General features: G+C 63.2%; 14 protein-coding genes. 6 read left to right on the forward strand and 8 right to left on the reverse strand.

Annotation, left to right across the window (positions count from 1 at the left end):
* Positions 1 to 49: 49 nt before the first annotated feature.
* Positions 50 to 1,390, reverse strand: a complete 1,341-nt coding sequence (locus K8U03_07960; protein ID MCE9604820.1) for an NAD(P)-binding domain-containing protein — start codon at positions 1,388 to 1,390, stop codon at positions 50 to 52.
* Positions 1,391 to 1,458: 68 nt separating this feature from the next.
* Positions 1,459 to 2,067: a sigma-70 family RNA polymerase sigma factor gene (locus K8U03_07965; GenBank protein MCE9604821.1), complete on the reverse strand. Its 609-nt coding sequence runs from the start codon at positions 2,065 to 2,067 to the stop codon at positions 1,459 to 1,461.
* Positions 2,068 to 2,228: 161 nt separating this feature from the next.
* Between K8U03_07965 and K8U03_07970 the strand changes: the two genes are divergently transcribed.
* The 4 genes from K8U03_07970 (at position 2,229) to K8U03_07985 (ending at position 8,971) form a co-directional block, all read left to right on the forward strand.
* Positions 2,229 to 5,534, forward strand: coding sequence for a protein kinase (locus K8U03_07970; GenBank protein ID MCE9604822.1), 3,306 nt, complete (start codon positions 2,229 to 2,231; stop codon positions 5,532 to 5,534).
* A gap of 274 nt (positions 5,535 to 5,808) precedes the next feature.
* The gene (locus tag K8U03_07975) at positions 5,809 to 6,903 is read left to right on the forward strand and encodes a hypothetical protein (protein ID MCE9604823.1); all 1,095 of its coding nucleotides are present in this window, start codon (positions 5,809 to 5,811) and stop codon (positions 6,901 to 6,903) included.
* A 309-nt stretch (positions 6,904 to 7,212) separates the two neighbouring features.
* Positions 7,213 to 8,163 carry a 4-(cytidine 5'-diphospho)-2-C-methyl-D-erythritol kinase gene (gene ispE / locus K8U03_07980; GenBank protein ID MCE9604824.1) on the forward strand — a complete coding sequence of 317 codons (951 nt, stop codon included), beginning with the start codon at positions 7,213 to 7,215 and terminating at the stop codon, positions 8,161 to 8,163.
* A 76-nt stretch (positions 8,164 to 8,239) separates the two neighbouring features.
* Complete coding sequence (locus K8U03_07985) at positions 8,240 to 8,971, forward strand: septation protein SpoVG family protein (GenBank protein ID MCE9604825.1); 732 nt, start codon at positions 8,240 to 8,242, stop codon at positions 8,969 to 8,971.
* Positions 8,972 to 9,022: 51 nt separating this feature from the next.
* Here K8U03_07985 and xerD read toward each other — a convergent pair whose 3' ends face one another.
* On the reverse strand, positions 9,023 to 10,078 hold the full coding sequence (gene xerD, locus K8U03_07990) for a site-specific tyrosine recombinase XerD (GenBank protein MCE9604826.1): 1,056 nt from the start codon (positions 10,076 to 10,078) through the stop codon (positions 9,023 to 9,025).
* Between the two features lie 255 nt (positions 10,079 to 10,333).
* Between xerD and galE the strand changes: the two genes are divergently transcribed.
* Together galE and K8U03_08000 are read left to right on the forward strand one after the other, a co-directional pair.
* Entirely contained in the window at positions 10,334 to 11,329 is a 996-nt protein-coding gene (galE, locus tag K8U03_07995; GenBank protein MCE9604827.1) for a UDP-glucose 4-epimerase GalE, read from the forward strand.
* 285 nt (positions 11,330 to 11,614) lie between these two features.
* On the forward strand, positions 11,615 to 12,637 hold the full coding sequence (locus K8U03_08000) for an HD domain-containing protein (GenBank protein ID MCE9604828.1): 1,023 nt from the start codon (positions 11,615 to 11,617) through the stop codon (positions 12,635 to 12,637).
* A 21-nt stretch (positions 12,638 to 12,658) separates the two neighbouring features.
* On the opposite strand, the gene prmC is transcribed toward K8U03_08000, so the two are convergent.
* The 5 genes from prmC to ychF form a co-directional block, all read right to left on the reverse strand.
* Positions 12,659 to 13,549 (reverse strand): peptide chain release factor N(5)-glutamine methyltransferase, encoded by an 891-nt coding sequence (gene prmC / locus K8U03_08005; GenBank protein MCE9604829.1) that lies wholly within the window; start codon positions 13,547 to 13,549, stop codon positions 12,659 to 12,661.
* A gap of 1 nt (position 13,550) precedes the next feature.
* Positions 13,551 to 14,624 (reverse strand): peptide chain release factor 1, encoded by a 1,074-nt coding sequence (gene prfA, locus K8U03_08010; protein ID MCE9604830.1) that lies wholly within the window; start codon positions 14,622 to 14,624, stop codon positions 13,551 to 13,553.
* A 214-nt stretch (positions 14,625 to 14,838) separates the two neighbouring features.
* Positions 14,839 to 15,099, reverse strand: a complete 261-nt coding sequence (rpmE, locus tag K8U03_08015) for a 50S ribosomal protein L31 (GenBank protein ID MCE9604831.1) — start codon at positions 15,097 to 15,099, stop codon at positions 14,839 to 14,841.
* A gap of 258 nt (positions 15,100 to 15,357) precedes the next feature.
* Entirely contained in the window at positions 15,358 to 16,539 is a 1,182-nt protein-coding gene (locus tag K8U03_08020) for a beta-lactamase family protein (GenBank protein ID MCE9604832.1), read from the reverse strand.
* A gap of 58 nt (positions 16,540 to 16,597) precedes the next feature.
* The gene (ychF, locus tag K8U03_08025) at positions 16,598 to 17,689 is read right to left on the reverse strand and encodes a redox-regulated ATPase YchF (GenBank protein ID MCE9604833.1); all 1,092 of its coding nucleotides are present in this window, start codon (positions 17,687 to 17,689) and stop codon (positions 16,598 to 16,600) included.
* Between the last annotated feature and the right edge of the window lie 1,023 nt (positions 17,690 to 18,712).

The following is an 18,712-nucleotide window of genomic DNA, read 5'->3' on the forward strand; positions in this document are numbered from 1 at the left end:
GCCTGACGGCACCCCGCTCGCCTCGGAGCTTTCTCAGAGCACACAGGCGCTATCTTGGCGGCAGAGTCGCCAACAACTTTTGGAGCTTTCGGCGGTAGCTAAAGTGTTCGACCTCTAAGAGATGCCGCTCGGTGGCGAGGTAGCGCATCCCCCCGTCGAGCGCGAGGTCGGCGTCGGTCTTCAGCCGCCGAAACCGTTCGGCCTCGGGTCGCCGGCGGTCGCACGCCGCGACGTAGCGGGCCACGAGCTGCGCCTGATAGTCGACGAGCCCGAACTGCCCACTGTCGGGCTGGATGAGGCCGACCACGAAGAGGTCGTCGGCCGTGGGATGGAAGACGTTGAGGAAGAGCCGCGGCTTGCCGCCGTGCCAATTCAGAAGCTCCGAATCGAGAAACGGAAACGCGATCTGAAAGCCGGTCGCGAGCACGACGACGTCGACCTGCTCGCGCGTCCCGTCGGAGAATCGAACCTCATGCACAGCGCCGCTCAAGGCGTTGAGTTGTGCGTCGTGTTGCGTGTCGAGCGCTGCGACGTCCGGCTTCGGCTGAATTCGTCCGTGGGCGAGATAGTAGAACAACTGTTGATTGATGATCGGGTGCGACTCGAACAGCCGATGGTCGGGCTTCGGCAAGCCGTAGCTGCCGGCCGGGCCGAACGAGACCCGCTCGACCAGCGCGCCGAGCCAGCGACGAACCGGCTTCGGCAGTCGATAGCGGAGCAGCTTCTCGTTGAGCGCATCGATCGGCATCCCGCGCCAGAATTTCGGCAAGTAGTGATAGCCGCGGCGCGTGCTATGCAATGTCCGCTCGGCATGCTGCGCCGCTTCGACCGCGATATCGCAACCGGAATTCCCCGCGCCGACGACGAGCACGCGCTTGCCGACGAACACGTCGGGCGTTTTATATTGCGAGGAGTGCAGCACGGTTGCGCTAAGCTTATCGACAAAGCTCGGCAACCGCGGCTTCCAGTTGTGTCCGTTCGCGACGACGATCCCGCGATATCGCCGCTCGCTTCCGTCGGCGAGTCGCACGGTCCAACCGCCGGCGGCACGGTCGCCGCTGCGCTCGATCCGCTCGATCGTCCGGCCGAACTCGATCCGCTCGTAGAGCCCGAACTTTTGCGCATAGGCTTTGAGATAGTCCCACACTTGGCGATGGTGGGGATACTCGGGATAGTCGGCCGGCATTGGAAAGTCGACGTACTCGGTGAGCCGCTTCGACGAGATGGTATGCGTCGAGGCATAAACGCTGCTCTGCGGCCGGCCGTAATACCAGTTGCCGCCGACGTCGTCTTCGCGCTCGAGGCAATCGAACGGAATCCCCGCCTCGACGAACGCCTTCGCAGCCGCCAACCCGGAAGAACCAGCCCCGACGATACAAAACTTTTCCAAAGCGCGCCTAACCACAACGTTTCCACGGACCGTTCAATAACCCCGGATGAATATCCGGGGAAGACACGCTACAACCACTCGGCCAACAACCCTCGTTCGGTCAACCGTTTCCTAAGCCGACTCAAGCGCACGCGTAACACATCCGGATCGGCATCGAGGGCCCTTGCCGCTTCGGCCGTCGAGTGTCCTTCCAGGCGGAGTTGCAGGAGCTTCTTATCCGCGGGGTCGCACTCTTGCATGATTCGTTCGATCGCGTCGCGCAGTTCGGCGTCGGCCGTTGGGTCGGGTTCTCCTTCGCGGTTGACCATCACATGCTCTTCGTCTTCGCGCGAGCCGGTGAGGTTGTTGTTCAGCTCGGTGCGGCGCTTGAGCCGTTTCCAAACCTGCGCCACTTTGCGACGAATGATCTCGGCCGACAGCGCTACGAGCTCTTGCGGGCCGGCGATGTGGAACTTCTCGCCGCGCAGACCTTTCAGCAGCGTGATGTAAACCGACTGCACGAGATCGACCGAGTCGAGATGCGGACGGAGCAGGGGGCCGAGTCGCATCGTCGCCGCCCGGCGAATCTCGGGCTCATACTCCTTCACGATCGCGGCGAGCGCCGTCTCGTCGGCATCGCGCAAGCGGAGCCAGAAGTCGGTCGATTCCTTACGCGGTTCGGGTGCAGACGTGGGCATGCGTCGCTCAGGTTGCGGAAGAGGTGCCATGCCGCTCCGGCATCGCGATTCTCCCGCATATCATAACATTCGGGGGCGTGCTAACATACATAATAGAACGGCGTGAAGGAGCCAGCCGCCGATCTTCATCGCCCCTCTTGCGGTCGACGCCGGCCTTTTTCATGTCGCAAACTCCGCTTTCCGCCGTCGGCACTACGAGCACGCTGCGCGAGGCGTGCGCCGATCTGATACGTCGCCTGCGCACCGGCGACGAAGCGCGAGTCGAGCATTATTTCGATGCATTCCCTGCGCTCGCGGCCGATCCCGACGCCGCGCTCGAACTGATTTACACCGAATATGCCACGCGCGAAGAACTCGGGCGGAGTCCGCAAGACGCCGACTACTTGCGCCGCTTCCCGCAATGGTCTGCGGCGCTCGAGCGGCAGTTCGATATCCATCGCTTGCTGGCGAGCGACGAACCGCTCGGCGCAACCGGCGCTCGCCCGCTCGACGATGCTGCAGCGGCGACGAAAGGTCCGGAGCGCTGCGGAGCTTATGAGATCGTGCGGGCGCTCGGTCGGGGCGGCATGGGAACCGTGTATCTCGCCACGCATGTCGAGCTCGGCCGGCTGGCGGCGGTGAAGATCTTGCACGGCGCCGGTTCGACCGGCGCCGCGCTCGCCGAACGCTTTCGCACCGAAGTGCGTTCGGCTGCGGCGCTCGGGCACCCGCAGATCGTGCAGCTTTACGAACTCGGCGAAACGCCCGACGGCCGGCTCTTCGCGGCGTTCGAGTATGTCGAAGGGGGCTCGCTGGTCGCAGCGCTCGGCGGTCGGCCTCGGCCGGCGCGCGAAGCCGCGGAGCTGATCCGCTTGCTCGCCGCGGCGCTCGATTGCGCGCATCGCGCCGGCATCGTCCATTGCGATCTCACGCCGGCCAACATCCTGCTCGCGCGCGACGGCACGCCGAAGATCGCCGACTTCGGCCTCGCGCGGTTGCCCCGCTCGGCCGCTGCGCTCGACGAAAAACCTAAGGCGGCGACGACTCTCGCCGAGCACGACTTCGCGCACGATGCCGACTACGAAGCGTTGTCGTCCGTCGCGCTTGCGGGGACGCCCGGCTATTTGGCGCCGGAGCGGATCGAGCAGCCCGGTATCGCCACGCCTGCCGCCGACATCTACGGCCTCGGCGCGATCTTCTACGAGTTGCTCACGGGCCGGCCGCCGCATGTCGGAGCGACTCCGCTCGAAACCTTGCGTCAGGCGCGCGACTACGATCCTCCCTCGCCGCGCGAGCTGGTGCCGAACTTGCCGCGCGATTCGGCGACGATCTGTCTGAAATGCTTGGAGCGCGATCCCGCCCGCCGGTATCGCGACGCGGCCGGACTGGCCGAAGATCTGCGAAGGTTCCTCGCCGGCGAGCCGATCCTGGCCCGACCGGTCGGCTCGCTCGAACGGGCTTGGAAATGGGCCGGGCGCCATCAAGGTTGGGCCACGGCGATCGTAGCGACGACCGCCGCGCTGGCGATCCTCGCCGTCGGCGGCACGCGCTACAACGTCCGCTTGCGCGAGGCACTGAATCGGACCGAGACGCAAGAGCAACAAATCCGCGGACAAGCGGAGCAACTTGCCGATCGTCTCGATAGCCTGAATCGCAGCGTCTACACGATGCAGTTGAATCAAGCCGAGGCGCTCGTCGAGCGTGCGCCGCACCAATCGTTGCAACTCTTGCGCGACGAAGCACGTTGCCCACCGGAGCTGCGCGACTTCGCCTGGGGCATGCTCGTCCGAAGGGCGTCGCAAGAACGACGGACCCTTTTAGGGCATGCCGCGCCGGTCTGGTGCGTGGCGGAAAGAGGCGACGGAAAACTCGTGACCGCGGCGCTCGACGACACGGTCCGCGTTTGGAGCGCTGCGGACGGAGCGACGGCGAACGGGATGCCGAGCGTCGTGCCCGTCACGACGGCCGGCGCCACGCTCTTGGCGCTGTCGCCCGACGGCTCTCGGCTCGCGGCCGCTTACGACGATCGTTCGCTGCGGGTGTGGAACTTCGCCGCGCTCGCGACGCCGCGCGATCTCGTCGGCCATGCGGAAGCGGCGGTCGCGCTGGTGTTCTTCGCCGATGGTCGCTGGCTGGCGAGCGCCGCCGACGACGGCACGCTGCGCATCTGGGACCCGGCTGGCAACGCCATCGCCGAGTGGTCGGTCGCCGGAGCAGGGGAGATTCTCTCGCTCGCCGCCTCGCCCGACGACAAGACGCTCGCCGTCGGCTTGAGCGACGGTCGGATCAAGCTCATCGATTCAATCGATCTCGGCGGGAGTGCCGCGAGGTCCGTGGCTTTGAGCCGCGATGGTCGCCGGCTCGCCTACGCGACGAACGAGCAGGTGCTGACGGTCCTCGATTTGGAAAGCGGCAACGCGACCGCCGAGTACCGCGGACACACTGAACGGATCGGCGCACTCCGGTTCACGGACGACGGCAAAGCGATCGTCTCAGCAGCCGACGATCGAACCGTGAAGCTTTGGGATGTGCCGGGCGAACGCGTGCCGAGGCTCGTCGACGGCGACGATTTGAAGACATTGACCGTGACATTTTCTCACGACGGCAAATTCACGGCGGTCGCCGGTTATGAAGGGGTGATCCGCGTCTCCGGTTTCGACGATGAACTCGCGGGACGCAAGCCGAAGTTGCTCGTCGGCCATGCCGCGGCGGTGCGCGCGCTTTGTTTTCTGCCGGAGGATCGGCAGTTGCTTTCGTGTGGTGAAGACAACACGATTCGCCTGTGGGATCTGGCGACCGCGAAGACGGTGCGCGTGTGGCAACAGCCGGCTTGGGTCATGGACATCGCGCTCGCGCGCGACGGCCGGCGCTGTTACACGGCCGATGCCGACGGCAAAGTCCGGTCGTTCGCGCCGGCCGACGCTGCCACCGGGGCGACGACGACCCAACTCGACTTCCAGGCCCATGCGGCGTCGATCAACGCGCTGGCGCTATCGCAGAACTCGTCGCCGCTGCTCGCTACCGCCTCGCGCGACGGCACGGTGAAGCTGTGGGACGCCGCGACCGGCGCTCCGCGGGCCACGCTCTCGGGCCATGAGCGCCATGTTCTGGCCCTCGACTTCTCACCCGACGGAAAAACGCTCGCAGCCGGCGACGATGCCGGTTGCCTGATCCTGTGGGACGTCGCCACCGCGCGACCGAGGCACACTCTGCGCGGGCACGCTCAGGGGATCTACGACGTCGCGTTCAGTCCCGACGGTCGAGTCGTGGCGTCGGCTTCCGGAGGGCGGTGGGTGCAGGCCGGCGGCGAGGTGAAATTGTGGGACGTCGTCGGGGGCCAAGTGCATGCCACGCTCGACGGATATGCGTCGCCGCTGGCTTTCCGAGCCGACGGCCTGATGCTGGCTGCCGGGTTCGAGCCCCGCCGCAAAATCGGCCTCTGGTCTGCCGTTCCCTATGAAAAACGGCCGGTTTCCCCTGCCAAGTGAGTCGCGAAATAATGTCGTCGGGAAGCCGTTCGAGACGATAAAACCGGTAGAAAGTTCGGCTTCCGTCCGTTTAACGATCGAGGGTGCTCGCCCGGAAGACGGGCCGTGGTCGCCCCCCTCGCTGATCCCGCATTTGACTGATGGGATATACTTAAACTTCCGGGAGGTCGGTTTTCGTTTGATTCCGCAACCGATCGGCTCGGATATCATCACGGTTGTTTGCTGACACGGACTCAGTCCAACACACACGGTTCATCACTCTCAGTACCGCCTCGTGCTCATCGCTTCGCCCTACGAACCGCCGCAGACCGCGGAGCCCGTCCTCACGGCGCTCTTAGTCGCGGAACCGGTGTACGACGAGCCGGTGATCGCTGGGCCCGCCATCGCTGGGCCTGCCGTTGCCGAGCGAGCCGCGGGTGCGGGCACACCTGCCGTGCCGCTCGTGCTGCTCACCGACGGGCTCTGGCACATCCGGCGTGCGCTCATCTCGAGCTTCTTGTCGACGATCGTTCACTTGGGTGTTTTGGTGGCGCTCGGCAACGTCTTCTTGCGCGCTCCGGAGCTGCCGAAGCAGCAACCGCAACTCGAGTTCACCATCGCTACGATTCAAGCGAAGATCGAGACGCCGAAGATCATCGCGGTGAACATCAAGCCGATCGCTTCGGTCGCCAGCAAGATGAAGGCGGCGGGGAGCAGCAGCGGCTCGGATGGCTCCGGCGGAGGAGCCGGTGGAGGAAAAGTCGGCGGCTTGCAAATCACGCCGCTCAAGGTCAACGCCGTCGAGAAGATGGCGACCGGCGGATCGGGCATGGGAATCGAACGAGCCTACGGCGAGAGCATGCTCGGCGAAGTCGGCGAATGGAAGGACGCGAAAGCAACGTTCTTCGGCGTCGAAGCCAAGGGACGCAGCTTCGTCTTCGTCGTCGATACGTCGGGCAGCATGTCGACGAACGATCGCTATATGCGCTGCCGAGCGGAATTGCTCCGTTCGATCGGCGCGTTGAAGCCGAATCAAAAATACTTCGTTACGTTCTTCAATCACACGACGTTCGCGATGCCCGAGCGGCATCTCGTGGAAGCGAAGCCGGAGCAGATCACGAAGACGCAGGAGTGGTGTAAGCTCGCGATTCCGGCCGGCGGAACCGAGCCTTGGGACGGCCTCGCGATGGCGCTGCGAATGAAGCCCGACGCGATCTATCTGCTGACCGACGGCGACTTCGATCCGGCCGTGTATGACAAAATGGCGCTCGCGCAGCCGAAGACGAAGAAGATTCCGGTCCACACGATCGGCTTCGAGAGCCTCAACGGCGGACGACTGCTCGAAGCGATTGCGCGTCTAACGGGTGGTAACTACCTTTACGTCCCGTAGTCGCGCATTCTTGATCGTGCAGTGCAACATCGTGCAGTTCGGCGATCGTCGAAGCGCCGCGATTCGGCCTCCGGCGCGCGTTCTTAGGGTCGGGTAAAGCCCGACGGCCCCCCGAAGTTGTTGACCCTGTTTTTCGGCCTCGCTAGAATTCGCGTGCCGCCGCGGCGTCGGGCCGTTAGTTTATATCTTCGATCGTCGATTCTTCTCGATGATGCTTCCGACCGGATTCTCTCACCCGATCGTGCGCGGCCCCGATCGAGCTTCGAGATTTGCTTCTTTGAGTCAGCACTGCTGCGAGCGAGGGTCATCATGTTTGTGCGACGTCGAGGATCGTCGGTCGAAGTGCTTGCTCCGGCGAAGCTGAATCTGTTTCTCGAAGTGCTCGCGAAGCGGCCCGACGGCTACCACGAAATCGAAACGCTCATGACTCCCGTGTCGCTCTTCGACACGCTCGTCTTGGCCGACGACGCCTCGGGCCGAATCGAGCTGGAAACGGAAACGATCGCCGACGCCACGGCCGTGAGCTGCCGAGCGACAGCATCTCCGGAGTCATCTCCGGAGCCGCTGCCGCAAGGGTCGGCGAACATCGTCGTGCGGGCCCTGGAGTTGTTGCGCCTACGCTCGGGCTGCGAGCGCGGTGCGCGCGTGCGATTGACGAAGCGCATTCCGATGGCGGCGGGAATGGCCGGGGGCTCGACCGATGCCGCGGCGGCGCTCGTGGCGGCTAACCTCGCGTGGAACCTTGGCTGGTCGACTACGCAACTGGCCGAAGTCGCCGCGGAGATCGGGAGCGACGTGCCGTTCTTCTTCGCCCGCACCGCCGCGGTTTGCCGTGGTCGGGGGGAGCGGATCGAGCCGCTCGCCGGTTTGCCGCCGCTCGACTTCGTTGTGGTGAAACCCCCGACGGGCCTTTCCACGGCCGATGTCTATCGCGCTTGCAAGCCGGGCGACGGGAGCCGGCAAGCCGGTCCGCTGGTCGAAACTTGGCAAGCGGGGAAGACGATCGACCTAGGCCGGCTGTTCCATAATCGCTTACAGCCGGCCGCGGAGACGCTTAACGGGTCGATTCGAGCGTTGGCGCAAGAGTTGCATACATCTGGCTGCTTGGGTCATCGTATGAGCGGCAGCGGCACCAGCTACTTCGCGCTCTGTCGAGACGCACGGCACGCGCGCCGCCTCGCCTCGCAACTCGCTTGTCGAGGGTTGGGGCGGACGTTTGCCGTGCGGACCTGTACTGCGACATACGGCACTGCGGCGTGAGGCTCGTTGAGGATTTCGAGCATGCCGAAAGCACTACCGCGATAGTTAATGAGCTTCGCTGAGGGAGTAAGCAGCCATGGAAATCACCGAGGTTCGCATCAAGCTCATGGAGGATGCGGGCGAACGCTTACAGGCGTTTTGCTCGATCACGTTCGACCATTGCTTCGTCATTCGCGATTTGAAAATCATCGGCGGCACCAACGGCTCGTTCGTCGCCATGCCGAGCCGACGGCTCACCGCGCATTGCCACCAATGCGGGTGCAAGAACCACCTAAAAGCCGGCTACTGCAATCAATGCGGAGCGCGCCTTAGGCAAGACACCGCCCGCGACGACGAAGGGCGCACGAAGCTCTACGCCGACATTGCGCATCCGATCAATCAAGCATGCCGCGACTTGATTCAGCAGAAAGTCATCGACGCGTTTCACCTGGAGCAAGAGCGCTCGAAGCAGCCGGGCTACGTTTCCAGCTACGACGACTTCGATGACGACGTAGCGCCGGCCCCGCGCCGCACGAACGGCACGCGCCGCGACGAGCATCGTCATCCCGAACAGAAACATCCGGACCAGCGGCACGCCGACCAACGCCATTCCGAGCCGCGTCGCGAGCCTCATATTCGCAAGGTTCCGCCGCAAGATCCCCCGGCCGCTGCGCAAGCTCTTACCGGTCAAGCCACGCCGGGCCAGATGCAAAAGATCGAAGCTCCCGAACCGGAGCCGCGCGGGCCGCACACGAACCTCAACATCCCAGCCTCGACCGAAGCCCCCGCGGAACAAAAGCCGCGCAACTTCGGCGAAGGGCTACTCTAACGCGCTTGCGGTTTCGCGAGCGTGGCCCCTCCGTTTCGCCGCAACGCCGTGTTATGCCCGCGGATGAAACTTCCGATGCACGGCTTTTAGGCGCGATTGATCGACGTGCGTGTAGATCTGCGTCGTCTGAATGCTCGCATGTCCGAGCATCTCTTGCACGAGCCGTAAGTCGGCCCCGCCGGCGAGGAGATGCGTGGCGAAGCTGTGCCTTAAAGTGTGCGGGCTCACGTCCGGATGCGCGCCGGCCTCGAGCGCATACGACTTCACGAGTTCCCACACCCGCTCGCGCCGCATCTGCTTGCCGCGCCGCGAGAGGAGGAGATAGGGCGACGGGTCTTCTCCCGGTCCGGCGAGGGTCGGGCGTTCGTCGCGTAAGTAAACGCGCACCGCTTCGATGGCCCGCCCGCCGAGCGGCACGATCCGCTCTTTGTCTCCCTTGCCGCGGCAAACGCAATGCCCTTCGTCGAGATGCACGTCGCGCACTTTGAGGTTCGAGATTTCGGACGCGCGGCAGCCCGTCGCGTAGAGCAACTCGAGCAACATCTTGTCGCGGGCCTTGCAGTATTTATTTGCCAGCGGTTGCAGCAACATCTTCTCGATCGTTTCGAGCGACAACACTTGCGGGATCCGTTGCCACAGCTTCTGCGCTCCCAGCAGCTCGGCCGGATTGTCGAGCGTGATCGCTTCGAGCTGCAGGTAGCGATAGAAAACTTTGAGCGATATCAAATGCCGCGCCAGGCTCGCCGACGACAGCCGTTTGGCATGCAGCCAGGCCGCGTAGTCGGCCAAGTCGTGGACCGTGAGCTTCTGCGCTTTTCGGTCGCCGGCCCATTCGTAGAACTTGCGCATATCGCGGCGATAGGCTTGCACCGTGTTGTCGGCCAAGTGGCATTCGGCCCGAAGGTATTCGGAGAAGGCCGAGACGTACGGGTGGTCGGGCTTGCGCGCCACGAGCTTCGTCCGGACGCTTGCGCCGCGCCGCACGATCGCCGCCCGCTCGTCGCCGACCGGCGCCGGCGCAGTTTTGGCTACGGGCTTGGCTGCGGTGTTCACTGTGGGTTTAGGTGTGGGCTTAAGTGCGGGCTTCTTCCCACGTCGCGGATCCATTGCCGAACTCCTGCCCACGGAACATCCCCTGCCAAGATTGTCGACATTTCGGCCGATGTGTCAGCGCGAGTGCGAGGAATTCGCCGGCGACGATAGCCCGCCGCGGCACGCGGCGTTCCGGTTATGCCGATCGTCGCGGATCGAACGATTATCGGCGAGCGGAAAGACCACGTTCGCCGTCGCGATGTATAGTTGGCCCAGAAGCCCGTTCGTACGATTCGCATTCACACCCTGATCTCTCGCTGCGGAACCGTTATGCGCATTCTCGTCACCGGCGGGGCCGGCTATATCGGCAGCCACGCCGTTCGCTATCTCGGTCAGCTCGGCCACGATGTTCGCGTCTACGATAATCTCGTCTACGGCCATCGCGAGGCGGTGCCGGCCGGCTCGCTTATCGTCGGCGACTTGCACGATCGGAAGCTGCTCGAACGAACGTTGATCGACCACGAGATCGAAGCGGTCATGCACTTCGCGGCCTTCGCGGCCGTGAACGAAAGCGTCGTCGATCCGGGCAAATACTTTCAAAACAACGTCGTCGGCACGCTGTCATTGTTGGAAGCGATGCGCACGGTCGGCGTGAAGCGGATCGTCTTCTCGAGCACGACGGCCACCTACGGCGTGCCCGACCGGATGCCGATCACGGAGCAGATGCCGCAGAAGCCGATCAATCCTTACGGCTACACGAAGCTCGTCGTCGAGCAAGCGCTAGCCGACTATGCGCAGGCCTACGGTTTCGGCTACGCGGCGCTGCGCTACTTCAACGCTTCCGGGGCTGCGGCCGCCGGCGACATCGGCGAAGACCACACGCCGGAGTCGCACTTGATTCCGCTCGTCTTGCAGGTCGCCCTCGGACAGCGCGAGCGGATTATGATGTTCGGCGACGACTACCCGACCCCCGACGGAACCTGCATTCGCGACTACGTGCATGTCGACGACTTGGCTTCGGCCCACGCGCTGGCGCTGGACCGGCTCGTGAAGCTCGGGCCCGGCGCGGCGATCAAGCTAAACCTCGGCACGGGCCATGGCTACAGCGTGCGGCAGGTCGTCGAGGCATGTCGTAAGGTGACGGGGCACGCGATCCCGGCCGTGGTTGCTCCGCGCCGCGAAGGAGACCCACCGGAGCTCGTGGCCGACGCCTCGGCCGCCGGTCGGGAACTCGGCTGGAAGCCCCGCTACGTCGCGATCGAAGAGATCGTCGGCACGGCCTGGAACTGGCACCGATCGCACCCGCAGGGCTACGCAACAAAGTAGCAGGCACGTTCCACGTGCCGTAGCCACGTGCGTCGTTCAAGCGGAGTGCAGCATCGGGCCAACACTTCCTGGCGAGCGGCCGGTGTGAACCGGCCGTTTTACGTGGTTGATTGACCAAGCCGCTGTGGTTGTATGAAGTCCTCCGTGGCGGACGGCACGTGGAACGTGCCTGCTACTTGGGGCGAAAAAGTGGCATCGCCGTCGGCTCCCGAGTAATATGACCCCCATCTGAAGAGTGGGTCCGTTGCTCTGTGATCGTACCGCGATCGCTTTTGGGAAGCTCCGATGCCGACGAAGAATTTGCCGATCGTGGCGCTCGCCGAGCTCGAAGTCGGCCAAGATGCCGACGTCTTCGCGCTCTTGTTTCTCAAGGAAGAGCAACGGACGAAAGACGGCAAGCCGTACTATCGGGTCGGCTTTCGCGATGCCGGCCGCGAGGTCGTGTTTCCCGTCTGGAACGACGCGCCGCTCGGCGAAGATTGCCGCCGTGCTTGGAAGGCCGGCACGTTCTACAAGCTCCGCTGCTCCTACAAAGAGACCTCGTTCGGGCCGCAGCTGGACATTCGCAAGATTCGCGAAGTGGTAGACGCCGACTCCGCCGACGGCTTCGACCCCAACGACTTCCGGCCGCGCTCGAAGTTTGCCGCCGAGACGATGTTCGGTGAGCTGCGAGCGATCGCGAGCGAGAAGATCGGCGACGAACCGCTGCGGCTGCTGACGTTGCACCTGCTCGACGAACATCACGACGCTCTGCTCACCTTGCCCGCGGCGACGCGCAACCATCACAGTTTCAGCGGCGGCTTTCTCGAGCATGTGCTGAGCATGACCCGCTCGGCGATCTTCTTCGCCGAGAAGTATGCCGCGTATTACGACGACATGACGCCGCCGCTCGACGTGGATCTCGTCGTCGCAGGTGCGATCTTGCACGACATCGGCAAGCTTCGCGAACTGGAGTGGCAGCCCGAGGGGCCGGCCTACACGGCCGAGGGGAATTTGATCGGCCATGTGCTGCAAGGGCGCGACATGGTGCGCGAAGCGGCTGCGATGCTCGCCGCGCAAGAGAAGCCGGTCGAGCGCGAACGGCTACTGCGGCTCGAGCACATCGTCGTCTCGCATCAACGCCTGCCGGAGTGGGGCGCCCCGAAGCCGCCGATGACTCCCGAAGCGCTCTTGGTTCACTACGCCGACGACCTCGACGCGAAGTACCACATGCTCTACGTGGCGCTCCGCGACGACAAAACCCCCGGCCACACGACCTCGAAAAAGAACGTCCTCACGCAGCAGTTTTATCGTGGTCCGCAAACGTAACGAGTCCGACGCGTCTTGCGCTTAGTTGCGGCGTCGGGCCTGCGCGATGCGTGGCCTGCGGCCGTGGTCTTCGATCGTGGCGAGGAGTTCTAAGCGTGGGTCGGCTGCGAGGATCCGGCCGACCGCTTCGTTCAGTTGCGGGCTGATTTCGATGAAGAGTCGGCCACCGGGAACTAAGCGCTCGGCCGCTTGCGGAACGAGGCGCTCGATGATCTCGGTGCCGAGCGGACCGGCTTCCAGGGCCCGATGCGGCTCGAATTCGCGGACGTCGCGATCGAGATCGGCCATTTCGGCCGTCGTGATGTAGGGTGGGTTGCTGACGATGAAGTCGAACTTCCGCTCCGGCGGCACGCGGGCGAAGAGATCGCTTTCGATGAACTCGATGCGCTCGCTCACGCCATGCGCCTCGGCATTACCGCGCGCGACGTTCAAAGCACCCGGCTCGATGTCGATCGCCGTGGCGCGTGCGCCGGGGATCTTCACGACGCCGCAGATCGCGAGGATGCCGCTGCCGGTGCCGACGTCGGCGATCTCGAAGCCTTCTTTTCGCACCGCCGGCTTCTGCGTCTTCGCCGCGTCGACGAGCCCGACCACGGCGAATTCGGTGTCCGGACGAGGAATCAAGACGTCGGGCGTCACGGTGAAATCGAGCGAGAAGAACTCCCGGTTGCCGACGAGATAGGCGACGGGCATTCCCGTGGCGCGGCGTTTGACGAGGCCGCGAAACTCCGTGAGCATCGGCTCGACCAGAACTTCCGTGAAGCGGGCGTAGAGCATGATCCGCTCGCACTTCAACGCATGGGCGAGCAAGACTTCGGCGTCGAGCTTCGGCGTGTCGGCTCCGCGCTCCTTCAGGAAGCCGGTCGTCCATTGCAGCAAGCGCGCGATCGTCCAAGGCTCGGCGGTGCTCATGTTATTCCATGTTGCCGAATTGCGCTCGTTGCTCGTTGCGGTCGTAGTCGATGAGCGCTTGCGTGACCGGCGAGAGGTCGCCGGAGAGAATGTGGTCGAGCTTGTAGAGCGTGAGGTTGATGCGGTGGTCGGAGACTCGATTCTCGGGGAAGTTGTACGTGCGAATCCGTTGGCTCCGGTCGCCGGAGCCGACGAGGGTCTTTCGTTCTTCCGAGCGCTTGGCGTTTTCCTGGGCCCGCTTGAACTCGTAGATCCGCGTCTTCAAGTTACGGAGCGCTTTGGCGAAGTTCTTGTGCTGGCTCTTTTCGTCTTGGCACTGCACGACGATGTTCGTTTCGTAGTGCGTGAGCCGGACGGCGGATTGCGTCTTGTTGACGTGCTGCCCGCCCGGTCCGCTGGCGCAGAACAAGTCTTTGCGGTAGTCGTCGGGCTTGAGCTCGACTTCGACATCCTCCGGCTCCGCCATCACGGCCACGGTCGCGGCCGAGGTGTGGATGCGCCCTTTGGTTTCCGTCGTCGGGACGCGCTGTACGCGGTGCCCGCCGCTTTCGTATTGCAGTTCGCGATAACAGCCTTCGCCGTCGACGCCGAGGATCACTTCCTTGAAGCCGCCGAGCTCGGTGGAGCTCATGTCGAGTACGTCGACCTTCCAGCCGCGCGTGCTGCAATAGTGCCGATACATTTCATACAGATCGCGAGCGAACAGCGCCGCTTCTTCGCCGCCCGTGCCGGCGCGAATTTCCATCACGCACGCGCTGCGGTTGGCGTCTTCGCCGCCGACGGTGAGATCCAGCAGTTCGTTCCAAACCGTTTCGCGCTTCGCGCGCAGCTCGGGCAGCTCCATCTCGGCGAGCTCGCGCATGTCTTTATCGCCCGAGGCGATCATTTCGTTCGCGTCGACGATCTGCGTATTGAAATCCTTGAACTGCTTGTACTTCGTCGCGATCTTGGCGAGCGAGCCTCGCTCGCGCGAGAGGGTCGTCATCAGGTAGCTGTTGTTCAACACCTGAGGATCGGCCAGCATGTGGTCGATCTCGTCGAAGCGGGCCAGTTTTTTATCTAAGTCATCGCGCATGACGGACACCGCGAGCAAGAACTAAGGAAGGGAAGCCGGTGAAGAACTACGCACGCAGGAATCGAGCGAGCGGCGGATTGCCCGAGGCACGCGCGCCGCAAACGGAGCGAGCCGCGCGCCTCAGGCTCGACGAACTTCGCAAGCCGCTCGGGGCGCGCTCGGGGTTCGGCGAACGTGAGGCACACGGCCCGCATCGTCGCTTTGGATTCAGACGCTATTCTTCGTCGGCGGCACCGGCGCTGACCGGCTTCTTGGCCTTCTTCGTGAGGCTGGCATAACCGGCGGCGAACTTCTTCTGGAACTTTTCGATCCGGCCGGCGGTGTCGAGGAATTTGAGTTTGCCCGTGTAGAACGGATGGCAAACGTTGCAAATATCGACCTTGATTTCAGGCAGCGTGCTGCGGGTGAGGAAGCCGTTGCCGCAACCGCACTTAACGACGGTCGGAATGTAGCGAGGATGGATGTTTTTTTGCATGGCGCACGACCTTAGCGAAAACGAACGGCGAGGAAGCCGGCGAGCGGCAGCAGGCTGCTACTCGGTCCAGCGGAATAGTTGGGGAATCCTCAATCTTACAAGCATCGGCAAAATCGGACAAGTGGCGTGAGCCCGTACGAGCGTTTTGCCGATGCTTGAGGATGTGAGTCGTAAGTTGTTACCGGAATTGTGTTTATCGACACTTGGTTTGTTAACTGGTTTGTTGCGAAGTCGCGAATGGCTTCGCAGCGTCGCGGCCTACTTCTTGCCGTAGAGGGCTTTCGCCTGGTCGCGGAACACGCCGGAGCATTTGCCGCCGTCGTTGGCGTAGCCGGCGTGTTGCACGAGGAAAACCGTGATCAGGCCGGTCGTGGTGTCGACGTTCATGTTCGTCGACATCGCGCCGCCGTGCCCGAAGCTGCCGCCGCCGACCGAGAAGCCGAGGCCGTAGCCGTCTTTCACGGCATCGCCGGTTTGTTTCGACGTGAGCGCCTTCACGGCGTTCTCCGACAAGATCTGCTTGCCGTCGAACTTACCTTTGTTGAGCAGCATCTGGCAGAAGCGAGCGACATCGCCCGCCGTCGAGAACAGGCCGCCGGCCGGCATCGGGTACCGCTTCGTCTTGTCGTACAACGGATACTGTAGCTGACCGATCGTCATCGATTGGAGATTGGTCTTCTCCTTATTAGGACTGTACGAAGTCGCGAGCCGCGAGACTTGCTCTTCGCTCGGCCAGTAGGTGGTGTCGGTCATGCCGAGCGGCTTGAGCAAGCGCTCGTCGAGGAAGTCTTCGTACTTCTTCCCGCTGACGACTTCGATGATCCGGCCGGCGGTGTTGATGCCGGCGTTGGAGTATTGATACTTCGAGCCCGGCTCGTGCGTGAGCGGCGTCGCGGCATACGTCTTCACGGCGGCTTCGAGCGTGAGCGCGTCGAGGGTCGGGGTTTCCTTCGCCGAACGGAACGGCATGCCCGACGTATGGCTCAGCACTTCGCGCACGGTAACGAGATGCTTCGGCGGCTGCGGCTCGCCCGTCTCTCCCTTAGGAAGCGCCACGCGCAGGGCCTTCATCTCGGGCAGATATTTTTCGATCGGATCGTCGAGGCTCACTTTGCCGTCGTCGACCAAGATCATCAGCGCTGCGCCCGTGATCGACTTCGTTTGCGAGGCGATCCAGAACATGGTGTCGGGCTTCATCGGCCGTTCGCCGGCGATATCGGCAAAGCCGATGGCGTCGACGGCGAGCACCTTATCTTTGTCGGCGACAAGCGTCACCGCACCGGCCAACGAATGGCTATCGACAAACGGCTGCAACGCAGCGGCGATCGGCGACTGGGCGGCTGCCGGCTTCACGGAGGCAGGCGCATCTTTCGCAACAACGCAGAGCGGCGCAGCGAACAGCGTCGCCAGGTTCAAGGCGGCAACGAAGAAATATTTCATCGTGTTCTTCCTTTCGATAGCCGCGTGATGCAGATCCGCGGCAGTTGGTAAGCGGCTGCTAATTATTAAACAAAAAGTGGCAAATGTCGCCGTCTTGCATGACGTACGCCTTCCCTTCGACACGCAGTTTTCCGGCCTGGCGGATCTCTTTTTCACCCTTATAGGTTTCGAGATCCGGCAGCGAATAGACTTCGGCCCGAATGAAACCTTTCTCGAAATCGGTATGGATCACGCCGGCGGCTTGCGGCGCAGTCGCACCGATCGGGATCGTCCAAGCGCGCACTTCCATCTCGCCGGCCGTGAAGTAGCTTTGCAGCCCGAGCACGCGATAGGCTTCGCGCGCGAGCACGGCGAGCGCAGGCTCGGCGAGGCCCGACGATTCGAGCATTTCCTTCCGATCTCCTTCGTCGAGCTCGGCGATCTCGGCTTCGAGCTTCGCACACACCGGCACGACCGACGCTCCGACCTTCGCCGCGAACTCGCGGACCTGCATCACGAGCGGGCCTTTCCCTTCGAGGTCGTTCTCGTCGACGTTCGCGACATACATGATCGGCTTGGCCGACATCAGGCCGAAGCTGTTGATCGCTTTCGCTTCGTCGATCTCGATCTTCATCTTGCGCAGCGGCTCGTCCGTCGCCAGATGCGCGACGCATTTCTTAATCACGTCGACGCGAGCCTTGGCTTCCTTGTCGCCGCTCTTGGCCGCGCGCTCCGCCTTCGGCAGGGCCGTCTCCAAGGCTTGGATGTCGGCGAGCATCAATTCGATTTCGATCGTCTCGATATCCGACACCGGGTTCACCGATCCGGCGACGTGGATCACATCGGGATCCTCGAAGCAGCGGACGACTTGCAAGATGGCGTCGACCTCGCGGATGTGACTGAGGAACTTGTTGCCGAGTCCTTGCCCTTCGCTGGCCCCTTTGACGATGCCGGCGATATCGATGAGCTTGATCGCGGCCGGCACGAGCTTCTTCGGCACGATGTATTTGCTGATCCGCGCGAGGCGATCGTCGGGAACCGTGACGACCCCTTCGTTGGGCTCGATCGTGCAGAACGGATAGTTCGCGCTCTGCGCGGCCTTGGAACTGGTGAGCGCGTTGAAGAGGGTGCTCTTCCCGACGTTGGGCAATCCTACGATACCGGCTTCCATGATCGTGGCCGTGACCTTCGCGAAAGGGGGGAGTGAACTATCGGTCGGCAACCCGACCGCGGAAAACCGGCGATTATACCGGAGAATTGGGGCGGAGGGCAGTGGGCGGAAGGAGCAGGAAAAGTAGCAGGCACGTTCCACGTGCCGTCAGCCACATGCGTCGTTGAAGCTGAGTGCGGCATCGCAACGCACGCAGCCTCCGTTCACACGCCGCTCTGTTCACAGGCAGCTCCGTTCAATAGCCCCGGATGCACATCCGGGGCCGCACCGTAATGATCGTTCCGTATCAGCTGTGGCGGACGGCACGTGGAACGTGCCTGCTACGTTACAGAAATGGCCCAATTCTTCGCGTTGAAACTCACCGCTTGAAGTGCGATGTTGAACTTCGTGAGGAGACGAGACTCCGACCTCCGGTAGGTTTCGACGCGTTGCTTGTTTCGTTCACGCGAAATCGGCGACGACGAATCGCGATGGGGAATTTTTAGCTTCGGCCGCGCCGCTTGTCGCCGCCTTGGCTGGAACGAATCGAGCGCTAAGCTCGGTCCCTCGCGACGATGGTCGATCGATTGAGAAAGCAAATCGTTCGATGTCTCTTTCCGGCCTGCGGTGCGTGAAGGTTTGCTTCGGCGAATGATCACGTATCGCGATCCTTGGTCGTCGTGCGTTCGTGGATGAAACGTGCGACGACGAATATCGAGGATTAAATTATGCACGACGGGCTCTGCGAGGTTGCAACATCGCAGAGAGCGCTTCGTTGCTGCGGGTGTCGTCCGGTGCGTCGTCGCGCGAGCCAGTCTTTCTTCATTTGAAGCAAGCCGGCTCGGGCGGAATGCTCTGCGCAGAGAATCGTTTGACAAGAAGCCCGGCCCGCTCGGGCGACGACGCACGAATGTTTTTTAAGTCGCAACAAGGCGCGATCACGGCCGTGCTTTGTTTAAGTAGCAGGCACGTTCCACGTGCCGTCCGCCACAGCTGATAGCGAACGATCGTTGCGGTGCGGCCCCGGATATGCATCCGGGGCTA

The organism is Planctomycetia bacterium (assembly GCA_021413845.1).
In the GTDB taxonomy this organism is placed as follows: Bacteria; Planctomycetota; Planctomycetia; order Pirellulales; family PNKZ01; genus PNKZ01.

Excerpts from the sequence above, each read along its gene's own strand:
- xerD (MCE9604826.1), bottom strand. The coding sequence starts at position 10,078 with ATGGATCCGCGACGTGGGAAGAAGCCCGCACTTAAGCCCACACCTAAA.
- ychF (MCE9604833.1), bottom strand. The coding sequence starts at position 17,689 with ATGGAAGCCGGTATCGTAGGATTGCCCAACGTCGGGAAGAGCACCCTC.
- ispE (MCE9604824.1), top strand. The coding sequence starts at position 7,213 with ATGTTTGTGCGACGTCGAGGATCGTCGGTCGAAGTGCTTGCTCCGGCG.
- prmC (MCE9604829.1), bottom strand. The coding sequence starts at position 13,549 with ATGAGCACCGCCGAGCCTTGGACGATCGCGCGCTTGCTGCAATGGACG.
- K8U03_07965 (MCE9604821.1), bottom strand. The coding sequence starts at position 2,067 with ATGCCCACGTCTGCACCCGAACCGCGTAAGGAATCGACCGACTTCTGG.
- galE (MCE9604827.1), top strand. The coding sequence starts at position 10,334 with ATGCGCATTCTCGTCACCGGCGGGGCCGGCTATATCGGCAGCCACGCC.
- K8U03_08020 (MCE9604832.1), bottom strand. The coding sequence starts at position 16,539 with ATGAAATATTTCTTCGTTGCCGCCTTGAACCTGGCGACGCTGTTCGCT.
- prfA (MCE9604830.1), bottom strand. The coding sequence starts at position 14,624 with ATGCGCGATGACTTAGATAAAAAACTGGCCCGCTTCGACGAGATCGAC.
- K8U03_08000 (MCE9604828.1), top strand. The coding sequence starts at position 11,615 with ATGCCGACGAAGAATTTGCCGATCGTGGCGCTCGCCGAGCTCGAAGTC.
- rpmE (MCE9604831.1), bottom strand. The coding sequence starts at position 15,099 with ATGCAAAAAAACATCCATCCTCGCTACATTCCGACCGTCGTTAAGTGC.
- K8U03_07985 (MCE9604825.1), top strand. The coding sequence starts at position 8,240 with ATGGAAATCACCGAGGTTCGCATCAAGCTCATGGAGGATGCGGGCGAA.
- K8U03_07970 (MCE9604822.1), top strand. The coding sequence starts at position 2,229 with ATGTCGCAAACTCCGCTTTCCGCCGTCGGCACTACGAGCACGCTGCGC.